Here is a 19,804-nt window from a genome sequence, read left to right on the forward strand (position 1 = left end):
CTCCTGGTTCTGGAAGTCCTCGCCAATGCCTTCCTTCAGCACCGAGCCGAACTCCTTCCAGAAGCTCATGTACTTGGCCTGGTCGTCCGCCGATTCACTGTCGGCCAGGCCCTCCAGCATCGAGAGCACGCGCTTGGTCGAGCCTTCGCGGATGGCCTTCACGTCGCGGCTTTCCTGCAGCAGCTCGCGGCTGACGTTCAGCGGCAGGTCGGCCGAGTCGACCACCCCCTTGACGAAGCGCAGGTACACCGGCATCAATGCCTCGGCGTCGTCCATGATGAAGACGCGCTTGACGTAGAGCTTCACGCCGCCGCGCTTGTCGCGGTTCCACAGGTCGAACGGCGCCTTGGCCGGGATGTAGAGCAGCTGCGTGTACTCGCTGCGGCCCTCGACACGGTTGTGCGTGTAGGCCAGCGGAGCGTTCGAGTCGTAGCTGAGCTGCTTGTAGAACTCCTGGTACTCGGCGTCGGTCACGTCGCTCTTGGCCCGCGCCCACAGCGCCGCCGCCTTGTTGACGGTCTCCCACTCGTCCTTGGCGACGGTCTTGCCTGCCTCCTGGTCCCACTCCTCCTTGCGCATCAGGATGGGCAGCGAGATGTGGTCGGAGTATTTCGAGATGATCGAGCGCAGCTTCCAGGCGGCGAGGAACTCGGCCTCCTCGTCGCGCAGGTGCAGGATCACATCGGTGCCGCGCGCGGGGCGGTCGATCGTCTCCAGATCGTATTCGCCGGTGCCTTCGGAGCTCCAGCGAACGCCCTCGTTGGTCGGCAGCCCGGCGCGGCGCGTTTCGACCGTGATGCGATCGGCGACGATGAAGCCCGAGTAGAAGCCGACGCCGAACTGGCCGATGAGCGCGGCGTCCTTCTTCTGCTCGCCTTCGAGCTTGGCCATGAACTCGCGCGTGCCGCTCTTGGCGATCGTGCCGAGGTTGGCCGCGGCCTCCTCGGCGCTCATGCCGACGCCGTTGTCGCGGATGGTGATGGTCTTCGCCTCGGCATCGAGGATCACGCGGATCTCGAGCTGGGGCGCATCCTCGAACAGCGCGGGCTTGTCGAGCGCCTCGAAACGCAGCTTGTCGCACGCGTCCGAGGCGTTGGAGACCAGCTCACGCAGGAAGATCTCCTTGTTCGAGTACAGCGAGTGGGTGACGAGGTGCAGGATCTGCTTGACTTCGGCCTGGAAGGCGTGGGTGTGCTTGCTCATGGTGGATGACTGAGATTCGCTTGCTTCGGGACCAATTGGCGGAGGCTGACGGGCGCGCCGCGACGATGCGCGCTGGCGCGGCAACTGGGGCCGCGCGCCGGGTTTTCAAGCCCCGCCGGGGCCGGGAGTTTAGGGCTTGAGGGCTTCGACGCGCTGGGCGATCTCGGCCAGGCGTTCCTGTGCCTTGACGCCGGCCGGGCTGGTCGGCGGCATCTGCGCGGCCAGGTCGAGCAGCAACTCGGTGATCAGCCCGAGCTGCTGGCCATAGGACGCCACTTCGGTGAGTACGCGCTTTTCGACGTCGCGGTTGCCCGCCGATGAGGTGATCGCATCGAGGACGACATTCGGCTCGATGCGTTGCGCCACGTCGCCGCTCCACGGAAAGTGGAATTGCGGTGCCCAGAACCAGACCGATGGAACCATGACTGACCTCCCGTTGATTACCAGAATTTCCACCAGGGCCCGGGTGGTGCCTGCTCGGGCATCGGCCCGTGGCGCAGTTCGTCCCACCCGCCCTCGCCGCCCGCGCCGCCCTCGTCGTGCTTGAAGCCGACCAGGCGCTGCGCGAGCTTCAGCGGCACCTCGAAAACGTGGTCCACCGGCTTGCCTGCCGCGGCCGCCGCCAGTTGCCGGTGTTCGGCTGCGATGCCGGCATAGGCGGCCGGCAGGCGGCCTTCGGCCACCAGGTGGTCACGGCCGAGCCGTGCGTCGTGGACGACACGCCATTGCCGCTCGCCGCTGCGCCACAACTCGGCGCTGGAGACCATCACATGCTCCTCGACCCGGCAGGCCAGCACCTCGGCCGCGCCGTCCGACAGCAGGGCCAGCATGTCTTCGCCGACCCAGGGGTGCTCGGCCTCGTTGATCACGACCGCGAACCAGCCGGTGCTGAGCCGGCACGCGGCCAGCCGGGCGGTGCCGAATTCGAGTTGGCGCCCGGTCGGCGCGGCATCGAGCTCGGCCAGCACCTGCTCGGGCACCTTGCCGCGCACGGCGAGCCAGCCGATCGCGTAACCCATCGCCGGCGCCCTTCAGCCCGCGCGGCCGCGCGCGGCCTCGATCCGGGCCCGCAGGGCCTCGCGCCGCGCCAGGCTCTCGGCCGGCCAGTGCTGCTCACGCTCGTAATACTCGGGCACCGCCGGCGCTCCGGGCGGCAGCAGCACCCAAGGCTGTTTCGAGGCAGTGAAGATGTGGATGTCGGGCGGCAGCCGGTCCGGGTCGTCCAGCGTGCCGACGCGCACGAACGCGACCGCCGGGCCAGCCCCGGCATAGTGGCTCCACAGCGCGACCCAGCACTGCGGGCAGCGCACGATCTGCTGGCCGGCGCCGCTGGCGCTGGGCGTGTGCACGGTCGTCGGCGTACCGGCGAGCAGGGTCAACCGATCGGATTCGATCATCGCGTTCAAGGCGAACGCCGTGCCGGTCTCGCGCTGGCACCAGCGGCAATGGCAGCAGTGCACGAACAGCGGCCGCGTCTGCATGCGGTAGCGCACGCTCCGGCAATCGCAGCCGCCGTCGAGGGGGAAGCCGTCACTCTCGTTCTCGTTCATGGTTGCTCCTGCCAATGCCACAGGTCGCCGTCGCGCCGGGCACGGCCGTCGGCAGCGAGCTTGATCAGGTGAGCCGTCAGCGACCGCGCCGCGATGCCGTGGCGCGCACTCGGCACGTCGCCGTACACCGTCGGCACCAGGGCCTCGGCGCTGGCCGCGCCAGCGGCCCGCAGCGCCGCGGCCACCTTGGCCTCGCGCCCCAGGCGATGCGCGATCAGCTTGCGCACCTCCGCCTGCGGCTCGGCCATCAGGAAGCCGTGGCCCGGCGCGAACCAGCGCAGGCCGTCGAGCGCCAGCAGCTTGTCCAACGACGCGAGGTAGGTCGCCATGTCGCCGTCGGGCGGGTTGATCACCACGGTCGAGCCCTGCATCACGTGGTCGCCGGTGAACAGCAGCCCCTCTTCCTCCAGCAGCCAGCAGACGTGGTTCGAGGCGTGGCCCGGTGTGGCCACCGCGCGCAGCGTGGCACCGGCGCCGAGCACGATGCGCTCGCCGTCGATGGGCATGTGACGCGGCGCGAAAGCCGTGTCCTGCCACTCGCCATGGTCGGCGACGCGGCCGATGACCGGTGCGCCGGTCAGCTCGGCCAGCCGGCGGGCGCCGGGTGAATGGTCCTTGTGGGTGTGGGTCGTGACGATGCGCACGATGCGCCCCGGCGCGGCGGCACCCAGCACGGCCTGCAGGTGGGCCTCGGTATGGGCGTCGTCGGGGCCCGGGTCGATCACCGTGACCTCGGCGCCGCCCGGGGCGCGCACCAGGTAGGTGTTGGTGCCCGGGCCGGTCATCACCGAGCCGTTGGCGCAGGTGATACGCGTGACACGCTCGGACAGCCTCACCGGCGCCAGCGGCGGCAGCTCGAAGCAGACCGTGCCGCGGCCCTCGGGGTCGAGCCGGCCGATCTCGGCGTAGGCCCATTCGCCCGGCAGCACCGGGCGCACGCGGCCGGCGGCGTCGCGGCCCAGGCGCGGCATCATGCGCGGTGGGTGGCGGCGGGCGTGGGCCTCGGCCAGCACCTCGGCCACACTCGCGAAGCGGGCCAGGTCCTTCAGCGTTTCGCGGGTGACGGGCAGCAGCTTCATGGTGCCCCCTGGCGGCTGCGCTGCAGCCGCGGCCCCCCGAGGGGGTGAGTCGGCTTGGGAGCGGCCCGGCGCCGACTCGCCACGCTCGCTTTCCAGCGCCTGCGCGGGCGTCAGCCAGGCCAGCTCCAGCGCCTCGCCGGCGTCGACCACGGCCTGCTGCCCGTGCGGCGCCCGGGCGACGAAGAAACGGGTGTCGAAGCGCTTGGGCAGCCCGGGCGGCGTCAGCCAGTGGCTGTGGTAGGCCAAGGCACCGGCGTCGAGCCGCAGCCCGTGGCGCGCGCACAGCGCGGCGAAATCGGCCCCGGTGCGCACCAGTTCGCGCTCGTGCAGGGCCGCCTCCACGTCGCCATCGGCCGCGTAGAGCAAGCCGACTTCCTCGAAGCATTCGCGCAGCGCCGCCACGGTGTAGGCGAGCGCCCCGTGCGGCAACCCGAGGCGATCGTTGGCGGCGACTTCGCTGTCGCCGTGGCAGCGTTCGCCGAGCGCGGCATCCTCCTCGTCGAGCACGCCGCCGGGAAAGACCCACACGCCGCTGCGCATGTCGCCCTCTCGTTCGGCGCGGCGCAGCAGCAGCACCTCGGGCGCACCGCTGGCGCCATCGCGCAACACGATCACGCTGGCGGCACGGCGGGCGCCTTGCGCGTCGCGATCGATCGTCAGCGCGGCGGAGGCGGCAGGGGCGAGTTCACTCATTCCGGCATTGTCTGCCGCGCGCTGCCGGCCGCCAGCAGCGTGGCGATGTCGGCCTCGCTGTAGCCCGCCTCGGCGAGCAGCTCGCGGGTGTGCTGGCCCACCACCGGGGCCGGGCGCGGCGCGCCGGGCCGGCTGCGGCCGAATCGCGGCACCGGCGCCGGCTGCATCACGCCGTCGACCTCGACGAAGGACTGGCGCTGCTGCGCCTGCGGGTGCGCCGCCGCCTCGGCCAGCGTGAGCACCGGCGTCGCACAGGCATCGCAGCCCTGCAGCCGGGCCGTCCAATCGTCGCGCGTGCGGCTGCGCAGGATGCCCTCGAGCCGCTCGCGCATCTCGGGCCAGAGCCGGCGGTCGTACTGGCGCTCGACGAAACGGGCCTCCAGCCCGACACGCCCGGCGAACTCGGCGAAGAACTTGGGCTCGAGCGCCCCGACCGCGAACCACTGGCCGTCGGCGGTCTCGTAGGTGGCATAGAACGGCGCGCCGCCATCGAGCAGGTTGGCCTCGCGCCGGCCGGCATCCCACAGGCCGCCGGCGGCCAGGCCGTGGAACATCGCCAGCAGCGAGCCGACGCCATCGACCATCGCGGCATCGACGACCTGGCCGCGGCCCGAGCGCTGGCGCTCGAACAAGGCGGCCATCACGCCGAAGGCCAGGTACAGCGCGCCGCCGCCGTAGTCGCCCACCAGATTCAACGGCGGCACCGGGCCGCCGGCGGCGGTGCCGATCGCGTGCAGCGCACCGCTCAGCGCGATGTAGTTGATGTCGTGCCCGGCCTGGTGCGCCAGCGGCCCGGTCTGGCCGTAGCCGGTCATGCGGCCGTAGACCAGGCCCGGGTGGCGGGCATGGCAGTCCTCGGGGCCCAGGCCCAGGCGCTCGGCGACGCCGGGGCGCCAGCCCTCGATCAGCACGTCGGCCGAGGCGATCAGCCGCTGTGCGGCTTCGCGGCCGGCGTCGCTCTTCAGGTCGAGCGCGATCGAGCGGCGGCTGCGGCCGGGCACATCGAAACGCGGCTCGACCGGCACGCCCAGGCCGCTGGGCTCCAGCCGGTCGATGCGCACAACCTCGGCGCCCAGATCGGCCAGCAGCATCGCGCACATCGGCCCGGGCCCTATGCTCGCCAGTTCAACCACCCGCAGCCCATGCAAAGGACCCATCTGCTCACGCGCCTCGTCGTCTTGGGGAAGCTGCGAAGGCTAGCATCGCCCCGGTGAGTCGACCCTCCCCTGTTTTGCGCATCGAACCGCTGGGCCAGGACGTGGCGATCGCGCCCGGCCAGAGCCTGCTGGAAGCGGCGCTGGCCGCCGGCATCCGCCTGCCGCGCTCATGCCGCAACGGCAGCTGCCGCGCCTGCCGCTGCCGGCTGCTGGCCGGCGCGGTGAGCTACCGCATCGAATGGCCGGGGCTGCTGGCCGAGGAAAAGGCCGAAGGCTGGATCCTGCCCTGCGTCGCCCTGGCCGACACCGACGTGGTCATCGATGCGCCTTGGGCCACGAAGGCATAGCATCGCATCCAGCAGCCTTCCGGAGGGATAAGAAATGTTCAAGGCGCTGATGCTGACGCAGCAGGACAAGGCCACCCATGCGGCGTTCGCCGAGCTCGACGAGACCCAGTTGCCGCCCGGCGACGTGCGGGTGCGCATCGAATACTCGAGCCTGAACTACAAGGACGCGCTGGCCGTGACCGGGCGCGGGGCGATCGTGCGCAACTGGCCGATGGTGCCCGGCATCGACCTGGCCGGCGTCGTCGAGGCGAGCACCGACCCCGCGTGGCAGCCGGGCGACCGGGTGGTCGTCAACGGCTGGGGCCTGGGCGAGACAGCCTGGGGCGGGCTGGCGCAGAAGGCGAGCCTGAAGTCGGGCTGGCTGCTGCGCCTGCCCGACGGCTTCACGACCCGCCTGGCGATGGCGATCGCCACCGCCGGCTACACCGCGGCGCTGTGCGTGATGGCGCTGCAGAAGCATGGCCTCACGCCGGACGACGGCGAGGTGCTGGTCACCGGCGCGGCCGGCGGTGTCGGCTCGGTCGCGGTGGCGCTGCTCGCGGGCCTGGGCTTCAGCGTCACGGCATCGACCGGGCGGCCGCAGGAGGCCGAGTACCTGAAGGTGATGGGTGCGGCCCACATCGTCGACCGAAGCGCCCTGGCCACCCCCGGCAAGCCGCTGCAAAGCGAGCGCTGGGCCGGCGTGATCGATTCGGTCGGCAGCCAGACGCTGGCCAATGCGCTGGCGCAGACCAAGTGGAACGGCGCAGTCGCTGCCTGCGGCCTGGCCGGCGGCGGCGACCTGCCGGCGACCGTGATGCCCTTCATCCTGCGCGGCGTCACGCTGTACGGCATCAACTGCGTGTTCCAGCCGAACGCGGTGCGCGAGAAGGCCTGGGCGCTGCTGGCTGAGCACGTCAAGCCGGACCAGCTCGCCCAGATGACGCACGAGGTGGCCTTGAGCGACATCGTGCAGGCCAGCAACGACCTGCTGGCCGGCCGCATCCGAGGCCGGACCGTCGTCGACGTGAATCGCTAAAGAAAGCGTTCCAGCAGCCGCTTCGAATGCCGGTCCAGCGCCAGCAGGTCCGGCACCTTGAAGACGATGCCGTGGCCGCTGGTGATCAGCAGCGCGGCGCGGTTGCCGGGCAGGCGGCGGATGTCTTCCTCGCCCTTGAGCACGAGCTGGGTCGGGCCGCGGTCGGTGTCGACATCCCAGGTGCTGGGCGTCGAGAAGGTCGAGACCTGCAGCAGCCGCTTGATCTCGGGCGTGAACTCGCGGCTGGCGAGCTCCTCCTCGACCAGCGCGCGCGGCCCGGGCGGCAGCGAAGCGATGCGCGGCACCCAGGCAAGCTCGCGCCCCTCGGCGCTGACCAGCGACAGGCCCTCGTCCGGCGCGCCGATCGGGAAGGCACGCACCGGCGTGATGCCCTCGTGCACGTCACCGTCGGCCCCGATGAAAACCAGGCGGCCCAGCGCGTTGCGGCTCAGTTGAAAGTCGGTCATGGATGCCCCTGCCGTGCTCATGGCCCCACCGCCTCGTGCGCCGAGGGCTGCTGCAGGGTGCTGGCGATCAGCACCGCGTCGTGGTCGCTGCCCTCGGCCTCCGCCTTGCGGGCCTGCGCCTCGTAGAGCCGCCAGTAGGCGCCCTGCCGGGCCATCAGCTCGTCGTGCGGGCCGACCTCGACGACCACGCCACGGTCCATCACGACGAGGCGATCGGCCTTGCGCAGCGTCGACAGCCGGTGCGCGATGGCGATCGTCGTGCGGCCCTGGACGAGGTTGTCCAGCGCCTTCTGGATTTCCTTCTCGGTCTCGGTGTCGACCGCCGAGGTGGCCTCGTCGAGGATCAGCAGCCGCGGGTCGATCAGCAGCGCACGGGCGATCGAGATGCGCTGGCGCTCGCCGCCTGACAGGCCCTGGCCGCGTTCGCCGACCAGCGAGTCGTAGCCCTGCGGCAGCCGCAGGATGAACTCGTGGGCGTGCGCGGCACGCGCCGCGGCGACGATCTCGTCGCGCGTCGCGTCCGGCTTGCCGTAGGCGATGTTCTCGGCCACGGTGCCGAAGAACAGGAAGGGCTCCTGCAGCACCAGGCCGATGTGGCGGCGGTAGTCCGACACGGCAAAACGGCGAATGTCGGTGCCGTCGACCAGGATGCGGCCGTCGGTCACGTCGTAGAAGCGGCAGATCAGGTTGACCAGCGTGCTCTTGCCCGAGCCGCTGTGGCCCACCAGGCCGATCATCTCGCCCGGCCGGATCTCGAGGTTGAGCCCGCGGATCACCGAGCGGTTGCCGTAGCGAAAGCCGATGTTGTCCATCGTCACGCCGCCCTTGAGGCCCGCGATGGGCACCGGGTTGGCCGGCTCCGGCACGTTGGAGACGTGGTCGAGGATGTCGAAGATGCGCTTGGCGCCGGCCGCGGCCTTCTGGGTGACCGAGACGATCCGGCTCATCGAGTCGAGCCGGCCGTAGAAGCGGCCGATGTAGGCGATGAAGGCAGTCAGCACACCCACCGTGATCTGGCCCTTGCTGACCTGCCAGATGCCGAAGGCCCAGACGACCAGCAGGCCGATGTCGGTCAGCAGCGAGACGGTCGGGCCGAACAGGCTCCAGGTCTTGTTCAGCCGGTCGTTGACATGCAGGTTCTGCTTGTTCGCCTCGCGGAAGCGCCCGGCCTCGCGCGCCTCCTGCGCGAAGGCCTTGACGACCCGGATCCCCGGGATGGTGTCGGCCAGCACATTGGTGACGTCGCCCCACACGCGGTCGATCTTCTCGAAGCCGGTGCGCAGGCGGTCGCGCACCATGTGGATCATCCAGGCAATGAAGGGCAGCGGGATCAGCGTGATCAGCGCCAGCCAGGGGTTGATCGAAAACAGGATCACCGAGGTCATGCCGAGCAGCAGCACGTCGGTGGCGAAATCGAGCGCGTGCAGCGACAGGAAGACCGAAATCCGGTCGGTCTCCGAGCCGATGCGGCTCATCAGGTCCCCGGTGCGCTTGGCGCCGAAGTAGTCGAGCGACAGCTGCAGCAGGTGCTCGAAGGCGCCCACGCGCAGGTCGGCGGCGATGCGCTCGGACACCAGCGCCAGCAGCCAGGTGCGCGCCCAGCCCAGGCTCCAGGCCAGCAGCGCCGAGCCGAGCAGGCCCGACAGCAGCAGCATCACGTACTGCGGGTCGATCTTCTGCCCGTTCTGGAACGGGATCAGCACCTCGTCCATCAGCGGGATCGTCAGGTACGGCGGCACCAGCGTGGCGCCGGTCGAGGCCAGCGTCAGCAGGAAGCCGGCCAGCAGCCGACCCTGGTAGGGCTTGGCGAAACGCCACAGCCGCAGCAGCACCCAGGTCGACGGCGGCTCGGTCAGCTCGCGGGTGCAGATGGGGCATTCGTCGCTGTCGGGCGGCAGCGGGGCCCGGCAGTTGGGGCAGCGGGTCGGGTCGTCGCCCTCGGGCGGCACGCCGAGCGCCCGGGCATGTTGCAACTGTTCGAAACGCTTGACCAGGCGCAGCGCCTGGACATTGGCGCCCAGCGTGAAGCGCCAGCGGGCGATCAGGCGGTCCGCATCGGCCAGTTCCAGCGTGCCGACCCCGGCGTGGTCGTGGTGGTGCAGCGTCAGGTTCGGCGTCAGCTCGTGGCGCTGCCATGGGCCGCCGTCGCCCAGGTGCGCAAACAACGCACGTTCACTGAGAACGAGCTGGCCAGGAGCGAAGCGCAGATCCTCGTCGAGGTCAACCTGCAGCGTGGTGAGCGCGTTGTCCCCGGCAGCCAGGGGCGGCGCCGCGTCGGAAGAGGTGGCGGCCGGGGTTGGATGTTGGTGTTGCATGCTGAACGTGGCATTTTCCTTGAAAGCCACGGCCGCGCCCTCCCCGTGTGTGCCCCAGGCCGCCGGCTAAGCTGAGCGAGCGCAAAATTCGGGCCTCGCGCGCCCTCGCGGCCCCCTTCCACCCGACCACCCACACATGACCGGCCAGAAGAACGACATCACGCTCCAGCGCATCACCTACCTGCGCGGCCCCAACATCTGGACCTACCGCTCGGTGCTCGAAGTCTGGCTGGACCTGGGCGAACTCGAACACCACCCCTCCGACAAGCTGCCCGGCTTCACCGACCGCCTGCTCACGCTGCTGCCGGCACTGGCCGAGCACCACTGCGGCGTCGGCGAACGCGGCGGCTTCCTGCAGCGGCTGCGCGAGGGCACCTGGGCCGGCCACGTGCTCGAGCACTGCGTGATCGAGCTGCTGAACCTGGCCGGCATGCCCACCGGCTTCGGCCAGACCCGCTCGACCAGCCGGCACGGCGTCTACCGCATGGTCTTCCGGGCCCGCAACGAACAGGTCGGCCGCGCCGCGCTCACCCAGGGCCACGCGTTGCTGATGGCCGCCATCAACGACCAGCCGTTCGACGTCAAGGCCGCGGTCGCCGCAGTGCGCGACGCGATCGACGACTGCTACCTCGGCCCCTCCACCGCCTGCATCGTCGCGGCCGCCACCGACCGGCGCATCCCGCACATCCGGCTGAACGACGGCAACCTGGTGCAGCTGGGCTACGGCGCCAAGCAGCGCCGCATCTGGACCGCCGAAACCGACCTGACCGGCGCGATCGCCGAGACCATCGCCTGCGACAAGGACCTGACCAAGTCGCTGCTCACCGCCTGCGGCGTGCCGGTGCCCGAGGGCGAGATCGTCGACAGCCCGGCCGCCGCCTGGGCCGCGGCGCAGGATTTCGACGCGCCGGTGGTCGTCAAGCCGACCGACGGCAACCACGGCCGCGGCGTCACGCTGGACCTGACCAGCCAGGCCGACATCGAGGCCGCCTACGAGGTGGCCGCCCGCCACGGCACCGAGGTGATGGTCGAGCGTTTCATCCCGGGCCAGGAACACCGCTTGCTCGTCGTCGGCGGCCGCGTGGTCGCCGCCGCGCGCGGCGAAACCGCCTGGGTCACCGGCGACGGCCAGCACAACCTGGCCGAGCTGGTCGACCAGCAGATCAACTCCGACCCGCGCCGCGGCACGACCGAGGACCACCCGCTGAACCGGCTGAACCCGCGCGAGGACGGCGTCATGCTGCTCGACCTGCAGCGCCAGGGCTACACGCCCGATTCGGTGCCGCCTGCGGCCAAGCGGGTGCTGGTACAGCGCAACGGCAACGTTGCGATCGACTGCACCGACGATGTGCACCCCGAGGTCGACCACTACGTGTCGCTCGCCGCGCAGGCCGTGGGGCTGGACATTGCCGGCATCGACGTGGTGGCCGAAGACATCTCGCGCCCGCTGCACGAGCAGGGCGGCGCGGTCGTCGAGGTCAACGCCGGCCCAGGGCTGCTGAGCCACCTGAAGCCGGCCGTCGGCAAGCCGCGGCCGGTCGGGCAGGCGATCGTCGAGCAGCTGTTTCCGAGCGACGAGCACGACCCTCACCCGGGCCGCATCCCGATCGTCGGCGTCGCCGGCACGCGCAACACCCACGTGATCGCGCGCGCGATCGCCTGGCTGGTGCACCTGTCGGGCCGCCACACCGCGCTGGCCTGCCGTGACGGCCTGTTCGTCGGCCAGCGCCGCACCGAGCCCGCCGTGACCAGGAGCGCCGCCTACTGGGAAGCCAGCCACCGCCTGCTGATGAACCGCGACGCGCAGGCCGCCGTGTTCGAGAACGGCCCGGCGCTGGTCCTCGACGAAGGCCTGCCCTACGACCGCTGCCACGTCGGCGTGGTGACCGATTTCGACGGCGCGGCCGAACTGAAGCGGCACGACATCAGCGAATCCGACCAGCTCTACAAGGTGCTGCGCACGCAGATCGACGTGGTGCTCGACGATGGCGTGGGCGTGCTCAACGCGGCCGACCCGCGCGTCGCCGAGCTGGCCGAGCTGTGCGACGGCGAGGTGCTGCTCTATGCCGTCGAAGGCAACGATGGCGACCCGCAGGTGCTGCGCGACCACTGCCTCGAAGGCGGCCGCGCCGCCGTGCTGCGTGACGGCAAGGTGCTGCTGCTGACCGGCGCCAGCGAACACCCGGGCCCCGACGTGCACAGCGTGCTGCAGCGCCACGGCCACGGCAGCACGGCGGAGATCGGCCCGCTGGCCGAGGCCCTGCTGGCCGCGGTGGCCGCGGCCTGGGCCTTCGGCATCTCGCCCGAGCTGATCGCCGCCGGCATCGAGACCTTCGACCTCGGCGCCCCGCGCGCCTGAACCCCTCTCCCAGAACAAGACCGCCCGACCGCCCATGGACATCTCCCGCATCCGCGCCCTGCGTGGCCCCAACCTCTGGAGCCGCCACACCGCCGTCGAAGCCATCGTCTCGTGCAGCGAGCCGGAACGGGCGCTGTCGGCCTTGCCCGGCTTCGAGGCGCGGCTGCGCGCGCTCTTCCCTGGCCTGGGCGCGCTGCGCCTGAAGCCCGAGAACGCCTCGCTGGCCCATGTGCTCGAAGCCGCCACGCTGGCGCTGCAGACGCAGGCCGGCTGCCCGGTGACGTTCAGCCGCACGACCCAGACGGTCGAGCCGGGCGTCTTCCAGGTCGTCGTCGAGTACAGCGAGGAGAAGGTCGGCCGCCAGGCGCTCGAAGCCGCCGAGGTGCTGATCCGCGCCGCGCTGGGCGAGAACGGCGCGAGCTTCGACTGCGACGCGACGCTGCACGCCCTGCGCGAGGTCGACGAGGACGTCCGCCTCGGGCCCTCGACCGGCTCGATCGTCAACGCGGCCATCGCGCGCGGCATCCCCTACCGGCGCCTGACCAGCGGCAGCCTGGTGCAGTTCGGCTGGGGCTCGAAGCAACGCCGCATCTGGGCAGCGGAAGTCGATTCGACCAGCGCGGTGTCGGAATCGATCGCGCAGGACAAGGACCTGTGCAAGACGCTGTTGCGCGCCGCCGGCGTGCCGGTGCCGCTGGGCCGGCCGGTGGCCAGCGTCGAGGACGCCGTGGCCGCCGCCGAAGAGATCGGCTGGCCGGTGGTCTGCAAGCCGCAGGACGGCAACCAGGGCAAGGGCGTCACCGTCAACATCACCGATGCGGCCGCACTGGCCGGCGCCTACAAGGCCGCCGAGGAGATCGGCCACCCGATGGTCGAGAAGTTCCTGCCCGGCAGCGACTACCGCATGCTGGTCGTCGGCCACAAGCTCGTCGCGGCGGCGCGGCGCGACCCGCCGCAGGTCTCGGGCGACGGCGTGCACACCGTGCGCCAGCTGGTGGACCAGGTCAACGCCGACCCGAAGCGCGGCGACGGCCACGCCACCTCGCTGACCAAGATCCGCTTCGACGACATCGCCGTCGCGCGACTGGCGGTGCAGGGCCTGACGCCCGAATCGGTGCCCGAGAAGGGCCAGCGCGTGACCCTGCGCAACAACGCCAACCTCTCGACCGGCGGCACCGCGACCGACGTGACCGATGACGTGCATCCCGAGGTCGCGGCGCGCGCCGTGGCCGCGGCCCGCATGGTCGGGCTCGACATCTGCGGCGTCGACGTGGTCTGCGAGAGCGTGATCCGTCCGCTCGAGGAGCAGCACGGCGGCATCGTCGAGGTCAATGCCGCGCCGGGGCTGCGCATGCACCTGTCGCCGTCCTTCGGCAAGGGGCGCGCGGTCGGCGAGGCGATCATCAACCACCTGTACCCGCCGGGTGACGACGGCCGCATCCCGGTGGTGGCCGTCACCGGCACCAACGGCAAGACGACGACCACCCGGCTGGTCGCCCACCTGTTCGCCGCCGACGGCCTGCGCGTGGGCATGACCAACACCGACGGCGTGCACGTCAACGGCCGCCAGATCGACTCCGGCGACTGCTCGGGCCCGAAGAGTGCGCGCAACGTGCTGATGAACCCGCAGGTCGACGCGGCGGTGTTCGAGACGGCGCGTGGCGGGATCCTGCGCGAGGGCCTGGGCTACGACCGCTGCCAGGTGGCGGTGGTCACCAACATCGGCGCCGGCGACCACCTGGGCCTGAACTACATCACCACCGTCGAAGACCTGGCGGTGTTGAAGCGCGTGATCGTGCAGAACGTGGCCGCCACCGGCTACGCGGTGCTCAACGCGACCGACCCACACTGCGTGACGATGGCCGCCACCTGCCCCGGCGGCATCATCTACTTCGCGCAGGACCGGCACCACCCGGTGCTGGCCACCCACCGCGCCCAGGGCCAGCGCTGCGTCTATGTCGAAGGCGAGCAGATCGTCGCGGCCGAAGGCAACTGGCGCGAGTTCATGCCGCTGCGCGACATCCCGCTGACCCGCCACGGCACCATCGGCTTCCAGATCGACAACGCAATGGCCGCGATCGCCGCCGCCTGGGGCGTGGGCCTGTCGTGGGACGCCATCCGGTCCGGCCTGGCCAGCTTCGTCAACGACGCCGACAACGCCCCGGGCCGCTTCAACGTGATGGATTACCGCGGCGCGACGCTGATCGCCGACTACGGCCACAACCCGGACGCGATGCGTGCGCTGGTTGCCGCCGTGGCCGCGATGCCGGCCAAGCGCCGCTCGGTCGTCATCTCGGGCGCCGGCGACCGGCGCGACGACGACATCCGCGAGCAGACGCAGATCCTCGGCACCGCTTTCGACGAGGTGTTCCTGTACCAGGACGCCTGCCAGCGCGGCCGCGAGGACGGCGAGGTCATCGCCTTGCTGCGCCAGGGCCTCGACGGCGCGGCGCGCACCCGCCACGTCGAGGAGATCCGGGGCGAGTTCGTCGCCATCGACACGGCGCTCGGCCGCCTGCAGCCGGGCGACCTGTGCCTGGTGCTGGTCGACCAGGTGGAAGAGGCGCTGGCTCATCTGGCCCAGCGTGTCGCCGAGCCGGCCTGAGGTCCCGCTGCGGGGCCTGTCCCCGGTTTCGGGCCTTCGGTCGGCGGGCAGCGCAATTCGTCGCATCCCGAAGCGCGGGCCGGCGGACAGGCGGCTATCCTTTGGGGCACTCCAGGCGGTGACCCACCGCCTGCCGTGCCCACGCCTGGCGCCGCAACCCGCGGCGCCTTTTGCTTGATGGAAAGCGCGCCCTGATGAAAACCCTCAGACTGTCGACCATGGCCGTCCTCGTTCAACTCGCCACCGCCACCATGGCGGCCCCGATGAGCTCCGGCCTCGACCGCCCGGGCTTCGACACCGGCGTTCGCGCCCAGGACGACCTGTTCCGCGCGGCCAACGGCGGCTGGATCAAGACCACCGAGATCCCGGCCGACAAGCCCGAGTACGGCACCTTCATCCAGCTGCGCGACCTGTCGGACCAACGCGTCAGGACGATCATCGAGGAGCTGGCGAGCAAGCAGCTTCCCGCCGGCGGCGTCGAGCAGAAGGTCGGCGCCTTCTACGCCACCTTCCTGAACACCGACGCGATCGACAAGGCCGGCTTCGCCGCGGCCAGGCCGATGCTGGCCGAGATCGATGCCATCAAGACCGCCAAGGACCTCGCCCGCTGGCAGGGCCTGGCGCAAGGCCGGCTCGAGACGCCCGTGCAGCTGTGGGTGATGGCCGACTTCAAGAACCCGACGATGAACCAGGCGCTGACCTGGCAGGGCGGCCTGGGCCTGCCCGACCGCGACTACTACCTGAAGAAGGACGACGAGCGCCTGGCCAAGGCCCGCGCCGCCTACGAGACCTACCTCACCACGCTGGCCACGCTGGCGGGCCTGCCGCAGCCGGCGGAGATCGCCAAGCGGGTGATGGCGATCGAGCAGCGCATCGCCGAAGCGCACTGGGACAAGGTCGAGAACCGCAACCCGGTCAAGATCTACAACCCGATGACGGTGGCCGAGCTGGCCAAGGCGGCGCCGGGCGTCGACTGGTCCGCTTTCCTGCAGGCCGCGAACCTGGGGCAGGTCGAGCGCCTGTCGGTTTCTCAGCCCAGTGAAGTGACCAGCGTGGCCAAGCTCTTCGCCGAGGTGCCGCTGGCCGACTGGAAGCTGTACTTCAAGCTGCACAGCCTGGACGCCGCCGCGCCGGTGCTGCCCCAGGCCTTCCGCGATGCCCGCTTCGCCTTCCGGGGCACCGCCCTGACCGGCGCGAAAGAGCAGAAGCCGCGCTGGCAGCAAGGCATCACCGAGGTCAACGGCGCGCTCGGCGAGGCCGTCGGCCAGCTCTACGTGGCCCGCTACTTCCCGCCCGAATACAAGGCCCGCATGCAGGCGCTGGTGGCCAACCTGCTGGCCGCCTACAAGGATTCGATCGACGGCCTGGCCTGGATGACGCCGGCCACCAAGGCGCAGGCGCAGGCCAAGCTGGCCAAGTACATGACCAAGATCGGCTACCCCGACCAGTGGCGCGACTACGGCAAGCTCGAGGTCAAGGCCGGTGACGCGCTGGGCAACGCGCAGCGCTCGGCCCGCTTCGAGTGGAACCGCATCGCCGCGAAGGCCGGCAAGCCGGTCGACCGCGCCGAGTGGGGCATGAACCCGCAGACGGTCAACGCCTACTACAACCCGAGCCTGAACGAGATCGTCTTCCCCGCCGCGATCCTGCAGCCGCCGTTCTTCGACATGGCCGCCGACGACGCGACCAACTACGGCGCGATCGGTGCCGTGATCGGTCACGAGATCAGCCACGGCTTCGACGACCAGGGCAGCCAGTTCGACGGCGAAGGCGTGCTGCGCAACTGGTGGACCGACGACGACCGCAAGGCCTTCGAAGCGGTGGGCGCCAAGCTCGTCGCGCAGTACGAAGGCTACGAGCCGATCCCCGGCAAGAAGCTCAACGGCAAGTTGACGCTGGGCGAGAACATCGCCGACCTGTCGGGCCTGCAGATCGCCTACAAGGCCTACAGGCGCTCGCTCAACGGCCAGCCGGCGCCGGTGATCGACGGCTACTCCGGCGACCAGCGCTTCTTCCTCGGCTGGTCACAGGCCTGGCGCGAGAAGGTGCGCGAGGAGCGCGCGCTTCAATTGCTGACGATGGACCCGCACTCGCCGCCCGAATTCCGCGCCAACGGCGCCGCCGTGAACCACGACGGCTTCCACGAGGCCTTCGGCACCAAGCCGGGCGACAAGATGTTCAAGGCCGCGGACGAGCGCATCCGGATCTGGTGACCGCCGGGCAGCCTGAATCGATGGCCGGCTCGTCCGGCCTCTTTTCGATTCAGCGTCCGCGCCGGCCGAACAGGTTGCCCACCGGATCCACTTCCGTCGCGGGCCCGGGCGCCGGCCCTCGCCCGGGCAGCGGGCAGACCATCCACGTCTCGTCGTGCGCCCCCAGCTCATCCCACGCAGCGGCGGGCTCGGTGCCCCAGGCGATGAAGCCGAGCGATTCGTACAGTGCCCGGGCGGCATGGTTTGCCGATTCGACGCCGAGCGTCACCTGACGCAGGCTCGGCTCGTTCACCGCCTGCGTCAGCACCCAGGCCAGCAGGCGGCGCGCGACGCCCTGGCCCCGCATTGCCGGGTCGACATACACGCCCCACAGCACGGCCTTGTGCGCCAGCCGGCGCATGCGCTCGCGGCCCAGACCCGCCACGGCCACGAGGCGGCCGTTGTCGTCGAACGCGCCATGGACGCCGAACACGCCGTCGGGCTGCAGCCTGGCCGCGACGGCGGCGAGCGGTTCGTCGGCTTCCTCGGCATGGCTGGATGCGAACGCCGTGGGGCATTCGCGCAGGCCCTGCAAGCGCAGGTGCTGGAAGTCGGCCGCGTCATCGGCGCTCAGCAGGCGAATCGTCGTCATTGGGGCGCTCCCGGGCGCCCCGCCCAGCGGGTCAGCTCGGCCGGGGCGTCGAGCAGGTAGCGCGGGGACTCGGCCTGCAGCTCGTCGCGGCTGCCGTGTCCCCACAGCACGCCGGCGCCATCCAGCCCGTTGCGATGGGCGGCGACGAGATCGACCGCCCGGTCGCCGACCATCACCGCCCTCGGGCCGACCACGCCGCGTTCGCGCAGCGCGGCGATCTGCTGCCACTTGTGCACGCCGATCTCGCCGCCGTCGACGAAACGGAAATGCTGCTCGAGGCCGAACAGCGACAGGATTTTTTCGGCGAAGTCGCGCCGCTTCGAGGTGCACACGCCCAGTGGCAGGCCGGCACCGGCCAGCGCCGCGAGCGCCTCGGGAATGCCGTCGTAGAGCCGATTCTCGGCATAGCCGATGTCGCCATAGCGCTCGCGGTACGCGGCCACCAGCCCGTGGATGGTCGCGTCGTCGTCGCGCCCGGTGATCGCGCGAAAGCTCTCGTCCAGCGGCGGGCCGATGCAGCGCGACACCTCGGCGTCGGCCAGCGGCGCGAAGCCGAAGTGGGCAAGGGCGTGGTTGATCGAGCGGCCGATGCCGAGCTGGGGGTCGCTCAGCGTGCCGTCGAGGTCGAATAGGACGAAGTCATGGGGCGGCATCGCGGCGCAGTATGCCTGCGCCTGCTGCGCCGCCCCGGCCCGGTCGATCAGGGCTTGTAGAGCTTGATTTCCTTGTTCCAGCGGAACAGCGTGGACGCGGTGCTGCTGAAGACCTGCATGTCGACCGTGTGGTTGCCCAGCGCGACCGAAGTGAAGGTCTGGTAGTTCATGACCTGGAAGCCGCCGCCAGGCCGGATGATGCTGTTGAACGGGCAGCTGACGCTGGCCCCGTCGACGACGACGCAGACCGCCGCATTGTTCTCGCTCGCGCCGGCGCCCAGCTGGGCGCTGAAGTTGCCGGCGATCGTGCAGCCCGCGGTGTTGGCGCAGTTCAGGGTCAGCTGCGAGCCTACGGTGGTGAAGGAGCCGGCGCCGAGCGGCTTGCCACCCTCGTTGGCGGTGTCGAAGAAGGACTTCAGCAGCTTGTGCGACGTGGAGATCGCCATCGGCGACACCTTGCCGGCGGCCTCCAAGCCAGGAGGCTCGCCGCCGGCCAGCGCGCTGGCGGACACCGCGACGGCTGCAACGGCAGCGAGCGGGAGCTTGAGTGACGGAAACATGGTCACCTCCGAAATGGTTGGGTCACTCTGCGGGTGCCGGGCCCGCAAGGGCCGTGGCACACCGGCCTGCTGCGGTGTTGCAACAGGTCCGTGCATTGTTGGAACCAACGCCAGGGCGCGTCACCCTGCATTTCGGAGGGGGTCCGTCCCTCGTTCGAGGGTGCCCCCCCGGAACGAGGCCGGCAGGGGCAGCTTCAGGCCGCGGCGGCGGCCGGCGCCGGCATGCGGATCAGGTGATCGAACGCCCCGAGCGCCGCCTTCGCGCCCTCGCCGGTCGCGATGATGATCTGCTTGAACGGCACCGTCGTCGCGTCGCCGGCGGCGAACACGCCGGGCAGGCTGGTCTGGCCCTTGGCGTCGACCACGATCTCGCCGAAGCGGCTGAGCTCGACCGTGCCCTTGAGCCACTCGGTGTTGGGCACCAGGCCGATCTGCACGAACACGCCTTCGAGCTCGACGTGGCGCGAAACGCCGCTCGCGCGGTCGGTGTAGCGCAGGCCATCGACCTTCTTGCCGTCGCCGGTGATCTCGGTGGTCTGCGCCTGGGTGTGGATCACCACGTTCGGCAGGCTCTGGAGCTTGTCGACGAGCACCTTGTCGGCGCGCAGCGCCTCGCCGAACTCGAGCAGCGTCACATGCTGCACGATGCCGGCCAGGTCGATCGCCGCCTCGACGCCGGAGTTGCCGCCGCCGATCACGGCCACGGCCTTGCCCTTGAACAGCGGGCCGTCGCAATGCGGGCAGTAGGCCACCCCATGGTTCTTGTACTGCTGCTCGCCTGACACGTTGACGTTGCGCCAGCGCGCGCCGGTGGACAGGATCACGGTCTTGCTCTTGAGCGTGGCGCCGTTGGCCAGCTGCACCGCGATCAGACCGCCCGGCTCACTGGCAGGCACGAGCTTCTCGGCGCGCTGCAGGTTCATGATGTCCACCTCGTAGGCGCGCACATGCGTC

The 19,804-nt window shown here is 70.8% G+C and carries 17 protein-coding genes; 5 read left to right on the forward strand and 12 right to left on the reverse strand.

Features of this window, described 5'->3' with window-relative positions; translation table 11 throughout:
- From htpG to VJ693_RS04315, 6 genes are all read right to left on the reverse strand, one after another.
- Window positions 1–1,203: molecular chaperone HtpG (gene htpG / locus VJ693_RS04290; protein ID WP_324152229.1), on the reverse strand; the 1,203-nt coding region annotated here is incomplete at its 3' end.
- A 129-nt stretch (window positions 1,204–1,332) separates the two neighbouring features.
- Complete coding sequence (locus VJ693_RS04295; RefSeq protein ID WP_324152230.1) at window positions 1,333–1,626, reverse strand: hypothetical protein; 294 nt, start codon at window positions 1,624–1,626, stop codon at window positions 1,333–1,335.
- A gap of 17 nt (window positions 1,627–1,643) precedes the next feature.
- Window positions 1,644–2,222 carry a hypothetical protein gene (locus VJ693_RS04300; protein ID WP_324152231.1) on the reverse strand — a complete coding sequence of 193 codons (579 nt, stop codon included), beginning with the start codon at window positions 2,220–2,222 and terminating at the stop codon, window positions 1,644–1,646.
- A gap of 12 nt (window positions 2,223–2,234) precedes the next feature.
- Window positions 2,235–2,753, reverse strand: a complete 519-nt coding sequence (locus tag VJ693_RS04305) for a GFA family protein (protein ID WP_324152232.1) — start codon at window positions 2,751–2,753, stop codon at window positions 2,235–2,237.
- Window positions 2,750–4,525, reverse strand: a complete 1,776-nt coding sequence (locus VJ693_RS04310) for an MBL fold metallo-hydrolase (RefSeq protein ID WP_324152233.1) — start codon at window positions 4,523–4,525, stop codon at window positions 2,750–2,752. The genes VJ693_RS04305 and VJ693_RS04310 overlap by 4 nt, the downstream gene beginning before the upstream one ends.
- A complete protein-coding gene (locus VJ693_RS04315; protein WP_414652225.1) occupies window positions 4,522–5,616 on the reverse strand; it encodes a CaiB/BaiF CoA transferase family protein in 1,095 nt (364 codons plus the stop codon). The genes VJ693_RS04310 and VJ693_RS04315 overlap by 4 nt, the downstream gene beginning before the upstream one ends.
- 140 nt (window positions 5,617–5,756) lie before the next feature.
- Here VJ693_RS04315 and VJ693_RS04320 point away from each other — a divergent pair, with 140 nt between their 5' ends.
- Together VJ693_RS04320 and VJ693_RS04325 are read left to right on the forward strand one after the other, a co-directional pair.
- On the forward strand, window positions 5,757–6,029 hold the full coding sequence (locus VJ693_RS04320; protein WP_324152235.1) for a 2Fe-2S iron-sulfur cluster-binding protein: 273 nt from the start codon (window positions 5,757–5,759) through the stop codon (window positions 6,027–6,029).
- A 34-nt stretch (window positions 6,030–6,063) separates the two neighbouring features.
- The gene (locus VJ693_RS04325; protein WP_324152236.1) at window positions 6,064–7,047 is read left to right on the forward strand and encodes an MDR family oxidoreductase; all 984 of its coding nucleotides are present in this window, start codon (window positions 6,064–6,066) and stop codon (window positions 7,045–7,047) included.
- Here VJ693_RS04325 and VJ693_RS04330 read toward each other — a convergent pair.
- Window positions 7,044–7,514, reverse strand: a complete 471-nt coding sequence (locus VJ693_RS04330; RefSeq protein WP_324152237.1) for a DUF1854 domain-containing protein — start codon at window positions 7,512–7,514, stop codon at window positions 7,044–7,046. The genes VJ693_RS04325 and VJ693_RS04330 overlap by 4 nt on opposite strands.
- 17 nt (window positions 7,515–7,531) lie before the next feature.
- A complete protein-coding gene (locus VJ693_RS04335; protein ID WP_324152238.1) occupies window positions 7,532–9,829 on the reverse strand; it encodes an ABC transporter ATP-binding protein in 2,298 nt (765 codons plus the stop codon).
- A gap of 136 nt (window positions 9,830–9,965) precedes the next feature.
- Between VJ693_RS04335 and cphA (VJ693_RS04340) the strand changes: the two genes are divergently transcribed.
- The 3 genes from cphA (VJ693_RS04340) to VJ693_RS04350 all read left to right on the forward strand — a co-directional run bounded on the left by cphA (VJ693_RS04340) (window position 9,966) and on the right by VJ693_RS04350 (window position 17,006).
- Window positions 9,966–12,188 carry a cyanophycin synthetase gene (cphA, locus tag VJ693_RS04340; protein ID WP_324152239.1) on the forward strand — a complete coding sequence of 741 codons (2,223 nt, stop codon included), beginning with the start codon at window positions 9,966–9,968 and terminating at the stop codon, window positions 12,186–12,188.
- 34 nt (window positions 12,189–12,222) lie between these two features.
- Window positions 12,223–14,793, forward strand: coding sequence for a cyanophycin synthetase (cphA, locus tag VJ693_RS04345; protein ID WP_324152240.1), 2,571 nt, complete (start codon window positions 12,223–12,225; stop codon window positions 14,791–14,793).
- A 194-nt stretch (window positions 14,794–14,987) separates the two neighbouring features.
- Window positions 14,988–17,006, forward strand: a complete 2,019-nt coding sequence (locus VJ693_RS04350) for a M13 family metallopeptidase (protein WP_324152241.1) — start codon at window positions 14,988–14,990, stop codon at window positions 17,004–17,006.
- A gap of 49 nt (window positions 17,007–17,055) precedes the next feature.
- Here VJ693_RS04350 and VJ693_RS04355 read toward each other — a convergent pair whose 3' ends face one another.
- From VJ693_RS04355 to VJ693_RS04370, 4 genes are all read right to left on the reverse strand, one after another.
- Window positions 17,056–17,637 carry a GNAT family N-acetyltransferase gene (locus VJ693_RS04355; RefSeq protein WP_324152242.1) on the reverse strand — a complete coding sequence of 194 codons (582 nt, stop codon included), beginning with the start codon at window positions 17,635–17,637 and terminating at the stop codon, window positions 17,056–17,058.
- On the reverse strand, window positions 17,634–18,290 hold the full coding sequence (locus VJ693_RS04360; protein ID WP_324152243.1) for an HAD hydrolase-like protein: 657 nt from the start codon (window positions 18,288–18,290) through the stop codon (window positions 17,634–17,636). Before VJ693_RS04360 ends, VJ693_RS04355 begins: the two co-directional genes overlap by 4 nt.
- Window positions 18,291–18,337: 47 nt before the next feature.
- Window positions 18,338–18,850 (reverse strand): hypothetical protein, encoded by a 513-nt coding sequence (locus VJ693_RS04365; RefSeq protein ID WP_324152244.1) that lies wholly within the window; start codon window positions 18,848–18,850, stop codon window positions 18,338–18,340.
- A 194-nt stretch (window positions 18,851–19,044) separates the two neighbouring features.
- On the reverse strand, window positions 19,045–19,804 hold a 760-nt coding region (locus VJ693_RS04370), incomplete at its 5' end, for an FAD-dependent oxidoreductase (protein WP_324152245.1).

Origin of the sequence: Ideonella sp. (assembly GCF_035254525.1) — a bacterium.
In the GTDB taxonomy this organism is placed as follows: Bacteria; Pseudomonadota; Gammaproteobacteria; order Burkholderiales; family Burkholderiaceae_C; genus Ideonella.